17 protein-coding genes are annotated in these 19133 nt (G+C 40.5%); 12 read left to right on the top strand and 5 right to left on the bottom strand.

What is annotated here, in order from left to right; genetic code table 11:
- Nucleotides 1-5: 5 nt before the first annotated feature.
- The 9 genes from PVK62_RS02085 to PVK62_RS02045 all read left to right on the top strand — a co-directional run bounded on the left by PVK62_RS02085 (nucleotide 6) and on the right by PVK62_RS02045 (nucleotide 11433).
- Nucleotides 6-713 (top strand): energy-coupling factor ABC transporter ATP-binding protein, encoded by a 708-nt coding sequence (locus PVK62_RS02085; RefSeq protein ID WP_274443206.1) that lies wholly within the window; start codon nucleotides 6-8, stop codon nucleotides 711-713.
- The gene (gene mobA, locus PVK62_RS02080) at nucleotides 691-1275 is read left to right on the top strand and encodes a molybdenum cofactor guanylyltransferase MobA (RefSeq protein WP_274443207.1); all 585 of its coding nucleotides are present in this window, start codon (nucleotides 691-693) and stop codon (nucleotides 1273-1275) included. Before PVK62_RS02085 ends, mobA begins: the two co-directional genes overlap by 23 nt.
- Nucleotides 1272-3053, top strand: coding sequence for a bifunctional molybdopterin-guanine dinucleotide biosynthesis adaptor protein MobB/molybdopterin molybdotransferase MoeA (locus tag PVK62_RS02075; RefSeq protein WP_274443208.1), 1782 nt, complete (start codon nucleotides 1272-1274; stop codon nucleotides 3051-3053). The genes mobA and PVK62_RS02075 overlap by 4 nt, the downstream gene beginning before the upstream one ends.
- 168 nt (nucleotides 3054-3221) lie before the next feature.
- Entirely contained in the window at nucleotides 3222-4754 is a 1533-nt protein-coding gene (locus PVK62_RS02070; RefSeq protein ID WP_274443209.1) for a type I restriction-modification system subunit M, read from the top strand.
- Complete coding sequence (locus PVK62_RS02065; RefSeq protein ID WP_274443210.1) at nucleotides 4744-5910, top strand: restriction endonuclease subunit S; 1167 nt, start codon at nucleotides 4744-4746, stop codon at nucleotides 5908-5910. Before PVK62_RS02070 ends, PVK62_RS02065 begins: the two co-directional genes overlap by 11 nt.
- On the top strand, nucleotides 5910-6962 hold the full coding sequence (locus PVK62_RS02060; protein ID WP_274443211.1) for a PDDEXK nuclease domain-containing protein: 1053 nt from the start codon (nucleotides 5910-5912) through the stop codon (nucleotides 6960-6962). Before PVK62_RS02065 ends, PVK62_RS02060 begins: the two co-directional genes overlap by 1 nt.
- Nucleotides 6952-10230: a type I restriction endonuclease subunit R gene (locus PVK62_RS02055; protein WP_274443265.1), complete on the top strand. Its 3279-nt coding sequence runs from the start codon at nucleotides 6952-6954 to the stop codon at nucleotides 10228-10230. Before PVK62_RS02060 ends, PVK62_RS02055 begins: the two co-directional genes overlap by 11 nt.
- Entirely contained in the window at nucleotides 10230-11006 is a 777-nt protein-coding gene (locus PVK62_RS02050; RefSeq protein ID WP_274443212.1) for a M48 family metallopeptidase, read from the top strand. Before PVK62_RS02055 ends, PVK62_RS02050 begins: the two co-directional genes overlap by 1 nt.
- Before the next feature lie 94 nt (nucleotides 11007-11100).
- Nucleotides 11101-11433, top strand: coding sequence for a PBPRA1643 family SWIM/SEC-C metal-binding motif protein (locus PVK62_RS02045; protein ID WP_274443213.1), 333 nt, complete (start codon nucleotides 11101-11103; stop codon nucleotides 11431-11433).
- Between the two features lie 135 nt (nucleotides 11434-11568).
- Here the strand turns inward: PVK62_RS02045 and nagK are convergent, their stop codons facing one another.
- Both nagK and PVK62_RS02035 read right to left on the bottom strand, forming a co-directional pair.
- Nucleotides 11569-12480 (bottom strand): N-acetylglucosamine kinase, encoded by a 912-nt coding sequence (nagK, locus tag PVK62_RS02040; RefSeq protein ID WP_274443214.1) that lies wholly within the window; start codon nucleotides 12478-12480, stop codon nucleotides 11569-11571.
- 124 nt (nucleotides 12481-12604) lie between these two features.
- Nucleotides 12605-13348, bottom strand: a complete 744-nt coding sequence (locus tag PVK62_RS02035) for a tRNA-uridine aminocarboxypropyltransferase (protein WP_274443215.1) — start codon at nucleotides 13346-13348, stop codon at nucleotides 12605-12607.
- Nucleotides 13349-13434: 86 nt separating this feature from the next.
- On the opposite strand from PVK62_RS02035, the gene PVK62_RS02030 reads away from it, so the two are divergent.
- Nucleotides 13435-14238 (top strand): sterol desaturase family protein, encoded by an 804-nt coding sequence (locus PVK62_RS02030; protein WP_274443216.1) that lies wholly within the window; start codon nucleotides 13435-13437, stop codon nucleotides 14236-14238.
- A 41-nt stretch (nucleotides 14239-14279) separates the two neighbouring features.
- Here the strand turns inward: PVK62_RS02030 and PVK62_RS02025 are convergent, their stop codons facing one another.
- Both PVK62_RS02025 and PVK62_RS02020 read right to left on the bottom strand, forming a co-directional pair.
- Nucleotides 14280-14963: a pseudouridine synthase gene (locus PVK62_RS02025; protein WP_274443217.1), complete on the bottom strand. Its 684-nt coding sequence runs from the start codon at nucleotides 14961-14963 to the stop codon at nucleotides 14280-14282.
- A gap of 171 nt (nucleotides 14964-15134) precedes the next feature.
- Nucleotides 15135-16727, bottom strand: coding sequence for an AbgT family transporter (locus PVK62_RS02020; RefSeq protein WP_274443218.1), 1593 nt, complete (start codon nucleotides 16725-16727; stop codon nucleotides 15135-15137).
- 335 nt (nucleotides 16728-17062) lie between these two features.
- Here PVK62_RS02020 and PVK62_RS02015 point away from each other — a divergent pair, with 335 nt between their 5' ends.
- Nucleotides 17063-17539 (top strand): C40 family peptidase, encoded by a 477-nt coding sequence (locus tag PVK62_RS02015; RefSeq protein ID WP_274443220.1) that lies wholly within the window; start codon nucleotides 17063-17065, stop codon nucleotides 17537-17539.
- A gap of 101 nt (nucleotides 17540-17640) precedes the next feature.
- On the opposite strand, the gene PVK62_RS02010 is transcribed toward PVK62_RS02015, so the two are convergent.
- A complete protein-coding gene (locus PVK62_RS02010; RefSeq protein ID WP_274443221.1) occupies nucleotides 17641-17976 on the bottom strand; it encodes a DUF3802 family protein in 336 nt (111 codons plus the stop codon).
- Between the two features lie 276 nt (nucleotides 17977-18252).
- Here PVK62_RS02010 and PVK62_RS02005 point away from each other — a divergent pair, with 276 nt between their 5' ends.
- The gene (locus PVK62_RS02005) at nucleotides 18253-19122 is read left to right on the top strand and encodes a fructosamine kinase family protein (protein ID WP_274443222.1); all 870 of its coding nucleotides are present in this window, start codon (nucleotides 18253-18255) and stop codon (nucleotides 19120-19122) included.
- Nucleotides 19123-19133 lie beyond the last annotated feature (11 nt).

Below are 19133 nucleotides of genomic sequence, written 5' to 3'. Positions count from 1 at the left end.
AAAAAATGACAATAAGAATTACTGCCGATAATCTATCGATGCGATTTAATGATCGTGTGCTTTTCCATATCCCACATTTATCATTAGGGCCAAAAGAGTCCGTCTATTTACGTGGCGCTAATGGCGTAGGTAAAACAACACTACTTAAGATTTTATCTGGATTACAAAACCCAACGACTGGCAAACTTAATCTTAACCAACCCCATTGGACTGCGCGCTTATTTGGTCGCTCAGGCAACAATCAAATTGTGTACCTTCATCAAAACCCATTCTTATTTGATGGCACCGTTTTCGATAATGTTATTTATGGCATGAAATACACCACCATGAATAAACTTGAAAAACGCAATATGGTGATCAATGCGCTACGCATGGTTGGTCTTGAAACGTTAGCTGACGAGCATATTTCTGTTTTATCTGGTGGTGAAAAACAACGTGTCGCGATGGCACGAGCTTGGGTGCTAAAACCTTCTATACTGCTAATGGACGAACCAAGTGCCAGTGTTGATCAAGAGTCCATCGATTTATTGGTTATTATGGCCAAAGATCTCCTTGAACGCGGCTCTAGCATTGTGATCACCAGTCACCAAACCAACGCATTAACTGAAATTTGTCATCGTCAATGGACCATTTCAAACGCAAAGCTGATAGAATCGACCCCATTAAAAGTGATTGTTAGCAAGGATAAGTATGCTCCAGCCAAAGCAAACTAGTTGGGTAATTTTAGCGGGTGGACAAGCTCGTCGTATGGGCGGTAAAGATAAAGGGTTTGTTCTATTTAAAGATAAACCGTTAATTGAGCACGCTTTAGATACATTAGCGCCTCAAACTGATCAGATAGCCATCAATGCTAACCGTAGTACTGAAGAGTACTCACGTTACGCTGTCACATTTGCAGATCAGTTTAGTGAATACCCAGGTCCATTGGCCGGAATGCATTCTGGTCTAATAAATATGAATTCTGACTGGGTTGGGTTTATTCCTTGTGACTCCCCTAACCTTCCAAGCAATTTAGTTTCATTGCTTTGCGGTGCAGTAAAAGAAGATACTGATATTGTCGTTGCTCACGATGGTGAGTATATGCAACCTGTCGTCACTTTAATGCACAAACGAATTATTCCTAAAATTGATGCCTTCTTAGCGCGCGGTGACAGAAAAATCATCCTATTATACAAAGAGTGTAATACCGTATTTGCTGATTTCTCTGACTACCCTAATGCTTTTATCAATTTGAATAGCCCTCAAGAACTTGAACAATTTGGAACCTTATTATGAGCTTAACGTCTGCGTCTATCCCTCTATTAGGTTTTGCTGCTTATAGCGGCACAGGTAAAACCACATTACTTGAAAAACTGCTCCCTAAACTGACTGATATGGGACTAAAAGTCGCAGTCATTAAACACGCTCATCATAATTTTGATATCGACCAAGAAGGTAAAGACAGCTACCGCTTACGTAAAGCGGGTGCGAGCCAAATGTTGATCAGCTCTCGTTTTCGTAATGCGTTGATCACTGAAACGCCTGATGAAGAAACTACCTGTCAACAACTCATCAATAAGTTAGATCAAACAGAACTTGATTTGATTCTTATTGAAGGCTTTAAACAACTGCCATACACCAAGATTGAATTGCATCGTGATGAGGTGGGTAAACCTTGGATCTTCCCAGAGGATAACAACATCATTGCAATTGCTTCTGATTCTAAAGCTGGATCTGAACTGCCTCAAATGGACATCAATGATACCGATGCTATCACTGCATTCATTGTTGATTACGTAAAACAGCATCAGCATAAACAACAAAGTGATTTATCTGCTAACTGCGATGAGTTATCTCCTGCATTCCTATCTGTTAGCCAAGGCAGGGCTAAGATTTTAGAGGCTATTGCACCTCTAAACTCACAACATAATGTCTCTTTAGTTGAATCAATTAATGCCTTAGCAGCTCAAGATATTTTATCGCCAATCAATGTTCCTCAACATAATAATTCAGCAATGGATGGCTATGTGATTTGTGGTGATGATTTAGAGCGTGAAAGCTACACTGTGGTTGCCGAGATCATGGCAGGTCACCGTTATGATCTCCCTCTTCAACACGGTGAAGCGGCAAAAATAATGACGGGAGCACCAGTGCCTGAAAATGGCAATACCGTGATCATGCGTGAACAAGCGACTCAGGAAGCGGACCAAGTACGTTTCGATGCGGGTAAGTCAGGCATTCGTAAAGGCCAAAACGTTCGTCTAGCTGGTGAAGATCTGGCTATAAACCAAACTTGTGTGGCTAAAGGCTCACGTATTACGGCACCAGAAGTCGGTATGCTTGCCTCTTTAGGTATTGCTTCTGTTCCTGTTATCGCTAAAACAAAAGTTGCGATTTTCTCGACAGGCGATGAAGTTCAAGCGCCGGGTGAAGCACAAAAAGCCAACTCTATTTACGACTCAAACCGTTTTACGTTAACCGCATTACTGCAAAAATTAGGCTGTGAAGTGATTGATTTTGGTATCATTGAAGACAGTGAAGCCGCTTTAGAGTCAACGCTTTCTCAAGCATCACAACAAGCAGATATGATTTTATCTTCTGGTGGTGTGTCAGTTGGTGATGCCGACTACATCAAAACGATTTTAGACAAACTGGGCAATATTAATTTCTGGCGTATCAATATGCGTCCGGGTCGCCCTCTTGCCTTTGGTCATATTGGTGATACTCCATTCTTCGGTTTACCGGGCAACCCTGTTGCAGTGATGGTGGCGTTTTTACAATTTGTTGAGCCTGCACTTCGCAAACTTCAAGGCGAAGATGACTGGAAACCTGAGACTTTTACAGCAATCGCTAAAGAATTTATCCGCTCTCGTACTGGCCGAACTGAATACAGCCGTGGTATTTACTCGATTAATCAAAATGGTCAAATGGAAGTAGTAACTACAGGCAAACAAGGCTCTGGTATCTTACGTTCAATGAGCGAAGCAAACTGCTTAATCGAAGTGCAACCTGAAGTCGAGTCGGTGGATATTGGCCAGAAAGTGACAATTATTCCGTTGGGTTCGAGAGTGTAAAGCATTCGATATAACAAACCACTTACCATTCTATGCCCCTACTCTTTAGGGGCTTTTTTTTACCTACAAACGCTATAAAAAAACACCATAACCACGTATTATATCCCCATATTTCATTCGCTTAATCACCAATATAAATAAGCGTTACACATAACAGCTAGGTAACCCATGCCACATACCCAAATCAACCAAGACGACATCAACAAAGCCGTATGGTCTGCTTGTGATACTTTCCGCGGCACCGTAGATCCATCTATCTACAAAGATTTCATCTTAACCATGCTGTTCTTAAAATACATTTCAGATGTTCACCAAGACAAAGTAGATGAACTAGCTAAAGAATATGGTGACGAGCCAGAGCTGATAGCGGCAATGATGGAAAGCCAATCATTCAAAATTCCAACTGGCTCTACGTTTTGGGACTTGTATGAATCACGCTTTGAAGCAGGTAACGGCTCACGTATTGATAAAGCGCTACACGCCATTGAAGAAGCCAACGGCACTAAATTAAAAGGCGTGTTCCAAGATATTAGCTTTAACACTGATAAATTGGGCGATGAGAAATCAAAAAATGACATTCTACGTCACCTATTAGAAGACTTTGGTAAAGAAGCATTAAGCCTACGCCCAAGCCGTGTTGGTTCGTTAGATGTCATTGGTAACGCTTACGAATACCTAATCAAACACTTTGCGGCTGGCAGTGGTAAATCAGCAGGTGAATTCTATACTCCACCAGAAGTATCAGATCTGCTTTCTATCATCTTAGAGCCACAACAAGGCGACACCATTTGTGATCCTGCGTGTGGCTCTGGCTCACTACTGATGAAATGTGGTAAGCAAATTCAAAAGAACTTTGGCGGCTCTAAGCAATACGCCCTATTTGGTCAAGAAGCGATTGGCTCAACATGGTCATTGGCAAAAATGAACATGTTCCTACACGGTGAAGACAACCACCGTATTGAATGGGGTGACACCATTCGTAACCCTAAACTTCAAGATAAAGAAGGCGGTCTACTGCACTTTGATGTCGTAACAGCCAACCCTCCTTTCTCTTTGGATAAATGGGGCCATGAAGATGCAGAAAGCGATCACTTTGGTCGTTTCCGTCGTGGTGTACCACCAAAAACCAAAGGTGACTATGCATTTATCTCACACATGATTGAGACGTTAAAACCTGCTACTCCAACAAGCAAGGGCGGCCGCATGGGTGTGGTTGTGCCTCATGGTGTGCTATTTCGTGCATCTTCAGAAGGTAAAATCCGTAAACAACTGATTGATGAAAACCTATTAGATACCGTTATCAGTCTGCCTGAAAAGCTGTTCTTTGGTACAGGTATTCCTGCGGCGATTTTGTTATTCAAAAAGCAGAAAGATGACAACAAAGTATTGTTTATTGATGCCTCTCGTGAGTTTAAATCGGGCAAGAACCAGAACGTATTAACGTCTGAAAATATTCAGAAGATTGTTGATACTTACAAAGCCCGTGAGACTACGGACAAGTACTCTTACCTAGCAACATTAGAAGAGATTGCCGAGAACGACTACAACCTTAATATTCCTCGTTATGTCGATACGTTTGAAGAAGAAGCGGAAATTGATTTGATGGCTGTGCGTAGTGAGCGTTTAGCGCTGCAAACTGAACTAGCTGATCTAGAAGCGGAAATGGCGGGCTACCTAGAGGAGTTGGGTTATGGTGCCTAATGGTTGGGAGAAAGGTATCGTTGATGATATAGCAAAAGTAACATCAGGTGGAACTCCAAGCAGAAAGAAAGATTTGTACTGGAATGGGCATATACCTTGGGTAACAACTTCTGAAGTTAAGTTCGGCATAATTACCGATACCGAGCAAAAAATAACACAAGAAGGACTAGATAACTCATCAGCCAAACTGTTTCCTGAAGATACAATTCTGATGGCGATGTATGGACAGGGAAAAACTCGAGGGCAAGTAGCTAAACTGGGCATTGAAGCATCAACGAATCAGGCGTGTGCAGCTTTGCTTTTGCACAAAGAGCATAATGTGGACTATTACTATCAATATTTAACTAGTCAGTATGAAAATATACGTGAGCTAGCAAATAGTGGCGGTCAGCAAAACCTTAGTGCGGGGATTATAAAAGATATTCATGTACCGATCCCCCCACTCCCAGAACAACGCAAAATCGCCCAAATCCTTTCTACATGGGATAAGGCGATTACGACCACTGAAAAGCTGATTGATGCCAGTAAGCAGCAGAAGAAAGCTTTAATGCAGCAGTTGTTGACGGGTAAAAAGCGTTTGGTTGACCCTGAAACGGGTAAAGCGTTTGAGGGGGAGTGGCTAGTTCAACCTTTAAAACACATTGGAAAACTACAAGCTGGTAAATTTGTAAAGGCTTCAGAAATTTCTAATGCAAAAGATGAAAGTCTATTCCCGTGCTACGGAGGGAATGGCTTACGTGGATTTACAGCATCATATACCCATGAGGGGCTTTATTCTCTGATTGGTAGGCAAGGTGCTCTCTGTGGAAATATAACGCTAGCTGAAGGTAAGTTTCATGCGACGGAGCATGCGGTTGTAGTAACACCACACCAAAATATTGATACCAAATGGCTCTACTACAAGCTAATAGAACTGGATTTGAACCAGTATGCGACAGGACAAGCTCAACCTGGATTGTCTGTTAAAAACCTCGATCCTATAGAAGTATTAGTAGCGCCAGTTAAAGAGCAACAAAAAATCGCATCAGTTCTCACTGCTGCCGATGAAGAAATCAAGTTGTTAGAAGCCAAACTTGCGCACTTCAAGCAAGAAAAAAAGGCATTGATGCAGCAGTTATTGACAGGAAAGAGAAGAGTACAAGTAGAGGCCGCCTAATGAAAAATCATCTTTCACAATTAAACACCGACTTGTTAAACAATATTCGTACTTTACTGGTTGAGGGACGAAAACAGGTCGCACAAACCGTCAACACCACCATGGTGCAAACCTATTGGCAAATAGGCCGTTTAATTGTGGAAGGTGAACAGCAAGGCGAGACACGAGCTGAATATGGTAAACAAGTGCTGAAAAGCCTTTCTGTGTCGTTAACAGAGGAGTTCGGTAAGGGCTTTTCAGTACGCAACCTAAGAAATATGCGCAGTTTTTATCAGGCATTTCCAAATCGGCAGACACTGTCTGCCGATTTGAGTTGGTCTCACTACAATAAACTGATTAGCATCGAAATCGAACATGCTCGCCTTTGGTATTTAAAAGAGGCAGCAGAACAGAACTGGAGTGTTCGTGCTCTTGAAAGGCAAATGGGAACGCTTTATTACGAACGATTACTTGCAACCCAAGCGGGTAAGCATGATCTACAGTCAGTGCTGGATGAAGCAGAGCAAAACACCAAACCACTAGCAGTAGATGTAAAAGATTATCTTCGCGATCCCTATATTCTCGATTTCCTTGGCTTACCAAGTGCAGGGTTGCAAGAAAGCGAACTAGAACAAGCCTTAATTGATAACTTGCAAAAGTTCTTACTGGAACTCGGTAAAGGCTTTGCGTTTGTCGAGCGTCAACAACGTATTAGTACCGATGATGGAGACTATTACATTGATTTAGTGTTCTACAACTTCCATCTAAAGTGCTTTCTGCTCATCGATTTAAAGATGCATAAGCTCACCCATCAAGACGTTGGGCAAATGGACATGTATGTTCGTATGTATGAAGAGAAAAAACGCCGCAGTGATGATAACCCTACCATCGGCTTAATTCTGTGTACTGAAAACAACCATACGGTGGCAAAATATTCGGTACTCAATGACAGTGAACACTTGTTTGCATCAAAATACATGATGGAACTACCAAGTGAAGAAGAGCTTCGTATACAGCTTGAAAAAGAACGACAGCTACTGCTTGCACGAGATAAAAACAACGATGACAACTAACCCCGTCCCTAACTTCAAAGAAGAACAAAGCGCAAAAATTCCTGCGCTCACGCTATTAACCAACCTTGGCTATGAGTTCATTCCACCAAGTGACTGCACGGTTATGCGAGGTAACTTATCAAGCGTCATCTTACCTAATGTATTGCGTGATGTGCTGCAACACAAAACCTATTCGTTTATGGGTAAAGAGCATCATTTATCAAAAAATGCGATTGATAAAATCATTCAAGAATTAGCCAACCCAGCCATGAATGAAGGCTTAAAAGCAGCCAATGAAAAGGTATATAACTCACTGACGTATGGTATCAGCGTCACTGAGTTTGTGGATGGCAAAAAAGCCAACCCAACCATTCAGATCATTGATTGGGAAAACCCTGACAACAACAAATACCACTTTACTGAAGAGCTTGAAGTCGAAAACACCCACGGCACCAAAAACTACATTCCTGATATGGTCTGCTTCGTAAATGGTTTACCTTTGGTCGTGATTGAAGCCAAGCGCCCAGACTCCTCAACGGTAGGAAAGCCCACCATTGAAGAAGGCGTATCTCAAACCATTCGTAATCAAAAACAAGATTGCATCCCTCACCTATTCGCTTATAGCCAATTGGTCATGTCGGTGAATGGACACGATGGACGCTACGCTACTTGCGGAACCCCAAGTAAATTTTGGGCGAAATGGAAAGAAGAAGAAATCACAGAGCACACTTTTTCTCGCTTAAAAAACACGCCATTATCACAAGAAAATTTCGACCGTATTTTTAACCATCGCCAGAATAAGGTGTGTGAAGAGTATCTATCGCTGATCTCAGGTGGTGATTTAATGGTGACTGATCAAGACCGTTTACTAATATCGCTACTGCGTCATGATCGTCTATTAGAAATGACTCGCCTTTATACCCTGTTTGATAAAAAAGTCGGCAAGATTGTTGCGCGTTATCAACAAGTGTTTGGCATTAAAGCTCTCGTTAAGCGTATCACCTCATTTGATGATCTGGGCGCACGTAATGGTGGCGTAATTTGGCATACCACAGGCTCTGGTAAATCGTTCACCATGGTGTTTTTATCAAAAGCGCTTATCTGGCTTAAAGAGTTAGCAAAATGTCGCGTGATTGTGGTTACTGACCGAGTGGATTTAGAAGACCAACTGGCTCGAACATTTGCCTCTGGTGGCGCATTATCAGACAAAGATAAAAAAGAGGCCATGGCGACCACAGGAAAACGCCTAGCCGAGCAAATTGGTAAAGGTAACGAACGTATTATCTTCTCTATCATCAATAAGTTTGGTACCGCGATTGAGCTACCAGAATGTTACAACAACAGCCCTGATATTATCGTATTAGTAGATGAAGGGCACCGCAGCCAAAACGGTGAAAACAACATTCGTATGCAACAAGCTCTACCCAAAGCCGCTTATATTGGCTTTACGGGAACCCCACTGCTGCAAGACGATAAAACAGAAAATAAATTCGGTAAGATCATCCACTCTTACACCATGCAGCAAGCGGTAGAAGACCAAACCGTTACCCCACTATTGTATGAAGAGCGCATTCCTGATCTCAGCACCAACGACAAAGCGATTGATGCGTGGTTTGACCGTATTACCGATAAATTATCAGAAAAACAGCGCACGGATTTAAAGAAAAAGTTTGCTCAAAAAGGGCAAATTTACCAAACCGAGGGACGTTTAGAGCTGATCGCCCATGATATTTCTGATCACTTCCAAAACTTTAAGCACCAAGGGTTAAAGGGACAATTGGCGTGTGACTCTAAAGCCTCTGCCATTCAATACAAAAAGCTATTGGATAAGATAGGTAAAGTGACATCGGTTGTTGCAATGTCTGCGCCTGACACTCGTGAAGGCCATGACACGGTTGATGGTGAAAGCACTGACACAGTACAAAATTGGTGGAAAGCCAATGTAACAGAAAAAGAATGGCGAGATGAAAAGGCCTACACCAAACACATTATTGATGAGTTTAGTAAAGACGACGGCCCTGATCTCATGATTGTGGTTGATAAGCTACTCACCGGCTTTGATGAGCCAAAAAACACCGTGCTTTACATTGATAAACCGCTTAAACAACATAACTTAATTCAAGCCATTGCGCGTGTGAACCGTTTGCACGCTAAAAAGCAATTTGGCTATTTGATTGATTATCGCGGCATTTTAAAAGAGCTTGATGCGTCGATAGCAAACTACCAAGAGCTAGAAGAGCGCATTAAAGGCGGTTTTGATATTGATGACCTAGAAGGTCTTTACCATCGCATGGATACCGAATACAAAAAATTACCAGGATTATATCGCGATATCTGGGCTATTTTTGATGGTGTATCAAACAAACAAGATGGCCCTGCATTGCGCCAAGCATTAGCACCAAAAATCGATACCATTGATGGGTTATTAACGGATACCAATCTTAAAAAACGTAACGATTTCTATGACGCATTAACCGCGTTCTCTAACTGTTTAAAAGTGGCACTGCAATCGGCAACCTACTTTGAAGATAAGAGTTTTGACGACAAACGAGATTTATACAAAAAGACCTTAAAATCCATGTCTGATCTGCGTAAACAAGTCCGTGAAGATGCAGAAGAAACGGTCGATTACGATGAATATGCAGAAAACATTCGCACCATGTTGGATAAACATATTGGTGGCGTAGAAATTCAAGAGTCCGAAGGTGCTTATCTGGTGGGTAATATGGGTAAACACGCCAAACCAGAAGAGATGAGTGACGATGAAGCACGTAACAAAAAAGACGTGATCACAGGCCGTATCACTAAGATGATTGAGCAAGATTTAGCGGATGATCCTTATGCCCAAGCGTATTTCTCTAAATTATTGAAACAGGCCATCGATAAAACCAAAGAGATGTTTGATGCCCCTATTAAGCAATATCTGTTATTTGCTGATTTTGAAGAGCAAGTGATCGAGCGTAACGTTGAAGGGTTACCAACAGACCGTTTCTCTGAGATTGATCCAAAAATCAAACGTCATGTGCAAGCGTACTTTGGTCTGTTCTTAAAACACGTAGAAGATACCAATTCCTTGAGCGAAGATGAACGCTTCAACTACGCTCTAAAAATTGATGAAATAGTTACCGCAGCCGTTGCTGAGTTTTCAATTAACCCACAAGAGATTGAAAACCAGATCCGCCGTCAACTATTGCCTGTTCTATTCAAAGCGATTGGGATGGATAAAACTAACCTAGTGATTGCGGACATTATCCAGATCACTCGTTTAGGCGTAGCAGGTCATCATTAATGGCATCGGTAAACGAAAAAGAGAGTAACAAAGAAGAGTACAGCTTTATCTATGGCGATGAAGCGGTCTCCTACTCTGTTATTAGAAAAACCATTAACGAGAACGCAAAGCGTAAAATTAGCATCAAGGTTCATCCTAGCTGCGAAGTAGTGATTAATGCCCCTGATGATGCAGAGCGAAGCGACATACATGATGCAGTGATGAAACGTGCCAGTTGGATTTACGACGCACTAAAAGAGTTTCGTGCCCATTTAGCGTATGTAGAAACCAAACAGTATGTAAGCGGTGAAATGCAATTTTATTTAGGCCGTCGCTATGTGCTTAAAGTGGTTGAAGATAACTCCGCGTTACCCAGCGTTAAAATGAGTCGAGGCAAACTGCTTGTTACCCTCACCCGTTTTAATGACGACAAACAGGCCCTAACCAAAGCGTTAGTCTCTGGCTGGTACGGCGTAAAAGCAGAGCGTATTTTTCATGAACGGTTAGCAGAGCTATTGCCACAAGCAACATGGGTTGATGGTATTCCAAGCTTTCGTGTGATGCCAATGCAAAAACAATGGGGAAGCTGCTCTACCAAAGGGAACTTGATGCTTAATCCTCACCTAATCAAAGCCCCTAAAGAGTGCATTGATTATGTAATACTGCATGAGCTTTGCCACATTGCAGAGCATAACCACAGCGAGCGCTTTTGGCGCTTATTAACCAGCGTGATGCCAAATTGGAAAGAAGTGAAAAGCAAGCTAGATGGTATGGCTGAATTGTATTTAAATGAGTAAATCAAGATTACTTTTTTTAAACCTTTATCACCGCTGCTGTTTATAGTATAAACATGCCTAAAATACTGTGTTCAAAAAATTATAAGGCTCCAAGATGTCTAAAATGTTCTTCAAAGGTCGTATCGAAACTCGTCAAAACCACGTTCTTTCTGGTTTTAACACCAAGCGTGACGTTAAGTTAGGTACTGAAGAAGCACCACTAACTTTAGTTGTTCAAACAGAAGAGCGTAAAGTTGAAATTGAAGCGCAGCTTACTGAGCACAACTTATTCGCAAACATCGAAGTGAATGCAAAGAAAGAAGAAAATATTCTTGAGCTTGAAGGCGTTTTAAACAAGCCAAAAACAACTCGCTTTGAAAAAACACCTAACCGTAACGAACCTTGTTCTTGTGGTAGCGGTAAAAAATACAAAAAATGCTGTGCTTAATCAGTAGTTAACTTTAACTACTTAACCTTAGTTAAGCGCACTACAAAAAAGAGCCTCTGTTTATCTGTTAGTAATAACAAATAACATGAGGCTCTTTTTATATCTGCATTTTCTATTTTACGTATTACCTAATTATCACTCTTTAATATTTAGGAACGCAGCACCACGAACCCCACCAGAATCACCGTGTTTCGCTTTAATAATACGAGGAACACGACCTACTGATAATAAGTGCTTTGGAAGACGTTTTGGTAACTCTTCATAAATCAATTCAAAGTTTGATAAACCACCGCCTAATGCAACCACGTGTGGGTCAAAACAGGTAAACAGGTTAGCAAAACAAATCGCTAACAGTTCCATAAAACGATCTACGTGCTCAACAGCGTTGGCTTCACCGGATTCATTAGCCTTGATAATATCAATCGCTTTCTTTTGCTCGCCATAATAATGCGCGTAAAGTAACTCAAAGCCACGGCCAGAAAGATAGTTATCAATACAGCCTTTATTACCGCAACCACATTCAAGCAACGGGGCTTTGTCACCTAAATGGAACCATGCATCTATTGGCAAACGAGAATGCCCTACCTCCCCTGCAACATGGCTGTAACCAGAGAATGCTTTACCATCAAAGATCAACCCACCACCAAAGCCTGTACCTAAGATTAGCCCCATTACTGACGGTGAATCTTTAAATTCTTCATCCCACGCTTCTGATAAAGCAAAACAGTTGGCATCGTTATCAATTTTTACTGAACGACCGATTTTTGCTTCTAAATCTTTTCGTAAAAATTGGCCTTTAGCAGCAGGAACATTACTTGTTAATAGCGCCCCTGTCTTAGCATCTTCCATTCCTGGAATACCTAAACCAACCTTGCCTTCAACACCAAATTCAGCGTCATATTTTGCAATTAAGCCTGCAATGTCATCAACTAATAATGCGTAATTTTCTGTTTGTGTTGGTATTCGTTCAGTAGCAACGCGCTCTAATTTCTCATTAAACGCACCAAACTCAATCTTTGTGCCGCCTACATCAAAACCGTAGTACATAAGGTATCCTTGTCCTAATCTATTTAAATTTTCATGGTGTTATTTTACCTAATTTATATAAATACAGACTGTGACCTAGGCGGAATTACCCTTTATTTTGTGTGAAATGAACCTCAAAATCCCATTAGATTTGGTTGCTTTCTTTCAGTTCTGTACGAAACTCCATCAGATTTTTTAAACCCATTCCTCGTTCAGCCCCTTTTACTGGTCGCTTACTGTAAAGATAATGCTCTCGGAATAATTCAAACCAGCACTCAAGGTGTCTTGCGTTCTCTTTTTCACCAAATAAATCCAATACCAAACTTGCCACTTCAACCGTTGATAGCTGGTGATCTTTTGAGGCCTTACGCATAATGTAACTAGATAAATGCTCACGATTAAAAGACAAGACAGGTAATTGATGTAGGTAAGTGCTTTTACGATACATGCGCCCTGCTTCACGCCAACTTCCATCAAGTAAAATGAATAAAGGCGTTTTTCCTTCTGTCATCACTATATCATTAGTGACCAGCGCTTTATTTTCAATCTGCTCTTCAGGGAAAATAACAAACGCTTGGTATGATTCATCTTGCAATAACGCTAACATATCTGGATTTGGCTCTGTACGAGACCAAAGATAAGCATGAGTTTCAGGGACTAAATCAGCAATGAGTTTGCCAGTATTACTTGGCTTTAGCACTTCGGTATCAAACATGATCAGCAAGAAAGCAGCATTAGAGTTAACTGCAGGCTGATGCTCACAAATACAGTAATCTTTATGGACTTGGCAATACTCACAACGGTTTACATTAGCACCACGCGCATTAAAGGGTTTTGTAGAACGTGCTAATCTTTCTTTATGTAATTGATGAACTTTGTGAATACGCATTTGCAATAACCAAGCTATTTATATGGAAAAAAAAGCGCATTTTACTTACAGTATAAGTAATAACAAGTTCTATAAGAGAATTCCTAATGGAAATTAACTGGATTGAATACAGTGATCCCCTTCGTTTAGGGTGTTTTATCGTTGCATTCATCATTTTTGCTGTGGCTGAATACCGATGGCCGCGCAAACCTTTGACTCAAAAAAAATCGACTCGCTGGTTTAATAATATTGGCTTAGTCTTTTTTAATAGTTTAATTCTACGCCTAGCTCTGCCCTTATTAGCGGTTGATGCTGCTGTAATTGCAAATCAAGAACAGTGGGGACTATTTAATTATTTAAACACGCCATCATTTTTAACTGGGCTCTTATCCATCTTACTGTTGGATTGGCTGATCTATTGGCAGCACCGTGCTTTTCATCGTATCCCTCTATTGTGGCGATTACATCGAATGCACCACTCAGACCAAGATATTGATGTCACAACAGGCACACGCTTTCATCCTGTTGAGATAATTTTCTCTATGCTTATTAAAATTGCAGCCATTGGATTATTAGGCATCCCTGTTGAGGCCGTGATCTTATTTGAAATTATTCTAAACGTAAGCGCTATGTTTAATCACAGCAATTTATTTATTCCAAAATGGTTAGATCGCTATGTACGAGTATTATTAGTGACTCCTGATTTTCATCGGGTGCATCATTCCGTTCATATCTCTGAAATGCATAATAACTATGGATTCTTTTTATCCATTTGGGACTATTTTGGTAAAACCTATTTAGTAAAACCGCAAGATGGTCATGAAGAAATGAAAATTGGCCTTGGTTTTTTCAGAAAAGAAAAAGAGCAACGCCTAGATAAAATGCTGACGCAACCATTTAGAAATAAATAAACCATCGTAATGAGGTGTTCATCGCACCTCATTCTTATTTGCTAAATTGAGTTTACTTCTTCTTTAGTTAAGTAACGCCATTGACCTTCGTTTACATCAAGCCTGATCGATCCAATCTTCTCGCGGTGTAAAGAGACGACTTTATTACCAATCGCTGAAAACATTCGTTTTACTTGATGAAACTTACCTTCCGTAATAGTAAGTAGAACCTCTTGGGGTGTAATAACATCAAGCTTTGCAGGTCGCGTAAGTTGTAATTCACCTTGTAACTGCACTCCGGCTGCAAATTGTTTCTCTGCCTCTTCTGCTATTGGTTTACGTAAACCCACTCGATACACTTTTTCACATTTTTTATTTGGTGTAATTATATTGTATGACCAACGTCCATCATCAGTGATCAACACTAATCCTGTCGTATCTGCATCCAAGCGCCCTGCAATATGCAACTCTGCATTATTCCCTTCTTTTATATAGTTAAATAAAGAGGGGTACGCTTCATCAACATTAGAGCAAATCGTATTCGCAGGCTTATTGATTAATAAATAACGAAAAGGTCGAGCCAGTAGCTCTTTTCCATCCAGTGTAACTTGATTATTTTCATGAACTTGGATCGACTCAAGTGTGACAACGTCACTGTTTACTTTTACCCTTCCCTCAAGAATCAACTCAACCGCTTGAGTTTTCGTTAATTCTGTACTTTTACAAATAAACTTATCAAGGCGCATAGAACCACACATCACCATTCATCATGCTGCCATTATCCTTGCTCTACTCAAATAAGCAATCGCATTACAAAAACCAACGTTCAAAAAAAGGCGACCCGAAGATCGCCTTTTAATTTATATATACTTAGAACTCATTATGTACTCAGTGCTAAGTGCTTATTCGATTAACCGTTATGGCGTGTAGTATGTTGCAGCTCCTGGGCCAACAGGGAGACCAAATACGAATACCCATAGGTAGAACAAGAGGCTCCAACCAAACATAAAGCAGATTGAATATGGCAGCATAGTTGCAATCAGAGTGCCGATACCCAAATTCTTCATATAACGAGTTGCTACAGCAAGGATAAGACCAAAGTAGCTCATCATTGGTGTGATGATGTTCGTTGTTGAATCACCAATACGGTAAGCTGCTTGAATTGTCTCTGGTGCGTAACCTACTAGCATTAACATTGGAACAAAGATTGGTGCGGTTACTGCCCACTGTGCAGATGCAGAGCCGATCATTAAGTTAATGAAGCCACACATTAAGATAAATGCGAAGAACAACATAGGACCAGTAAGACCGATATCTTGTAGGAAGTTCGCACCACCAACCGCAATTACCTGACCAAAGTTAGTCCACTTAAAGAAAGCAACAAACTGTGCAGCAAAGAACACAAGAACAATATACATGCCCATTGAAGACATTGATGTTGCCATTGCATTGATCACGTCACGGTCATTCTTCATCGTGCCTACGACTTTGCCATAAACAAACCCAGGAATAGCGAAGAATACAAAGATAAATGCCACAATACTCTTAAGGAATGGAGAGCCTGCAACCGTACCTGTTGCTGAGCGTAATACGCCATCTTCAGGAACAATCGTCCATGCAAGTAATGCACTCACAATAAGAACAGCCACACCTGCGAATTTAAGACCTTTCTTCTCAATGGCAGTTAGCTTACCCATTTTATCGTTTGATAGATCTTCAGACGCTTCTTCATCATTGTATTTACCCAATTTTGGTTCAACAATTTTCTCTGTGACAAAAGCACCAATGATTGCGATAAAGAAGGTTGATACAAACATAAAGTACCAGTTTGCTTCAGGACCAACCGTATAAGTTGGATCAATCATTTGTGCTGCTGTTTCTGTAATGCCAGAAAGCAGTGGATCAACCGTACCGATGAGCAGGTTTGCAGAATAACCACCTGATACACCAGCGAACGCCGCAGCAAGACCCGCTAACGGGTGACGACCTAGTGAGTGGAAAAGCATTGCAGCTAATGGGATAAGCACTACGTAACCAAGCTCAGATGCGGTATTAGAGATAATACCTGCAAATACAACCGTTACTGTAACCATGCGCTTAGATGCGCCCATTACCATGCCACGCATAGCAGCAGATAACATGCCTGAGTGCTCTGCGATTGCAACACCAAGCATTGCTACAAGAACAGTACCTAATGGGGCAAAACCAACAAAGTTTTTCACTAAGTTAGTAACGATAAGTTGTAAGCCTTCAGCATTAAATAGGCTAACCACGTGGATCATGCCATCAGCAGCACGACCTTTTGCCCCTTCAGGACGAGGATCCATTACTGATACATCAAAGTAACCCGCAATGCCTGATGAAACTAAAATTGCCACACAAAAGATTGCAAAAAGGGTAATTGGGTGTGGTAATAGGTTTCCTAAATATTCTACCGAATCAAGAAAACGTGTGAACAACGGCTTTTTAGGCTGTTGTTGATTCTGTTGTTGCGATGCAGACGAACTCATCTGTAACTCCTTGTTTTTGTCTTTCTTTATAATTAAAACACCCCATTCTGTATTAAATGGTTAAAAAGCAAGTGATTTAGTTAAAAGTAAGTACTTCCAAAATTCACACAAAGGTTACACGATTGTAAAAATCATTAAAGAGTCAAAATGTCACAAAATATTTCATTTGCAGTATTTATAACCACTTTTTAACTAAAATGTAAAATTTATCGCTAACATTAAACGTAAGTCATTCACAACACCAATGATTGTATAATCTTGTTTTTATTAAAATTGCTTTTAGCTATAAAAATAAGTCAGAATAGTAAGGTTGGTTTTATTATCTAGGATTGAACATGACTCGCCATTTTATCTCTATTTTTGCCTTACTCACTTTATTTGGTTGTGCCTCCCCTTCTGAGCCGCAGCTTACAAAACAAGAAATTAGTACTCAACACCCTCAATTATCGACATCTGATGGGTATCAAGGCTATTTTCAAGAATGGCAAGGTGTTCCATACAAATATGGCGGTACAAGCAAGCAAGGCGTGGACTGTTCGGCTTTCACACAAGATGCACTAGCTAGTTTGCATCAACAATGGCTTCCAAGAACAACGCAGTATCAAGTTGAAACTGGCGTAAAGATCCCGTTATCGAATGCAAAAAAAGGCGATCTTATTTTCTTTAAAACTAGCGTAAAAGTAAGACATGTAGGCGTGTATATTGGCAATCGAGAGTTTATGCATGCATCTACATCGAAAGGTGTGATCATTTCAAGCCTAAATAACCCTTATTGGAAAAAAGCATTCTGGCAAGTAAGACGAGTTCTGTAAGGCGTTATTGAAAAGATATAAGTAAAAAGCCAAATAAAACAATGACCATTTTAGTCTTATTTTATTTGGCTTCATAATCAATGCATTTATGCGATTAAACGTTATTTGAAAGCGCTATCAAATAGATTTTTAATCAGGCCGATGTAATCATCGAGAAACATCACTTGCTCATTAGTCGCTTTTTGAACCCAAGCACCAGCAAGTACTTCACCTAAATCTGCTACTACCGCATCAGCTTCACGTAACAACGTAAATCGTACACCTGGATCCAATTCTGGATTTTGTGAAAATACCGTCATTAAATTAGAAGCAATTAAATCGGTTACAATATCTTCCACTGTCTCTTCACCAGTATCACCTTGCTGATTTGCAAAAATCGCTAAATGTTCTGTTAGATACTCGATAAGAGCATGGTAACCTTCTGTATTGACAATCATTATCTGTCCGTTAGTAATAGTTCGTTATAATTATAAATGCTTATTTTTCACAAGCTCTTATTGGTAATTTATCAAAATAGAGAATAAGTCTCAAATACTTTCCTTTTGCATTGACAATCAAAACCCAAACATACCGACAGTTACCTTCCTTGCAAATTTATTGATTTATCTTATTACTATAATATTGAAAGTGATTTTTTGCCTTACTTCACAGATATTAATTAAGAATACACTATGCTTAGTTAGATAATTTTCAGATATTCAAGAGAGGCAATTATGTGGCAAGCTATCGCTCAACAAATCACTGATGTGACAGGTCGCCCTTTTATCATTTCTGAACGCGAAGCTGTAAATGGTGGAGAGATTAATGATTGTTACATGATCAGTGATGGTGCTCAGCGCTACTTTATTAAAGTCAACGAGCGCGCAGAACTTCCCATTTTTGAAACCGAAGCGGAAAGCCTCAATCAGCTTGACCAATCAGACCATATGCTTGTGCCATCGCCCCTTCATGTTGGCACAACAAAGGAGCACTCGTTTTTAGTTCTCAACTTTCTACCTACAAAGCCTATGGATCAACTCACCTCATTTGCTCTCGGCGTTAATCTTGCTAACCATCATTTATGGGGAGATCAGCTTGAATACGGCTTTGATTGCGATAATTACCTAGGAAATGTATTACAGATTAATACTTGGCACCGCCGATGGGATTGTTTTTTCGCCGAGCAACGTATTGGCTGGCAATTGCAACTCTTGCATGAAAAAGGCATGGCGTTGGGTGATATAGAAACCTTAATTAAAAATTCAAAACACATATTACGTAATCATCAACCTAAGCCCGCATTATTACATGGTGACTTTTGGCACGGTAATATTGCACTGAGTGTTAAAGGCCCAATCAGTTATGATCCTGCTTGTTATTGGGGAGACCCTGAATGTGACCTGGCAATGGCTAAGTTATTTGGTGGGTTCCAAGACAGTTTTTTCGAAGGCTATCAATCTATCACCCCTATAGCAGAAGGCTTTGAAACTCGTCAGCATTTATATAATCTTTACCATGTACTAAATCACTGCTCTATGTTCGGTGGAGAGTATATGATCCATGCTCAGCAGCTGATTGACAAACTTGACCTAAATAAAAAATAGACCATGCAATA

The sequence above is a fragment of the Aliivibrio sp. S3MY1 genome (assembly GCF_028765575.1).
GTDB lineage: Bacteria > Pseudomonadota > Gammaproteobacteria > Enterobacterales > Vibrionaceae > Aliivibrio.
Note: the sequence above shows the minus strand (reverse complement) of the source record. Positions and strands in the feature narration are given on the sequence as shown.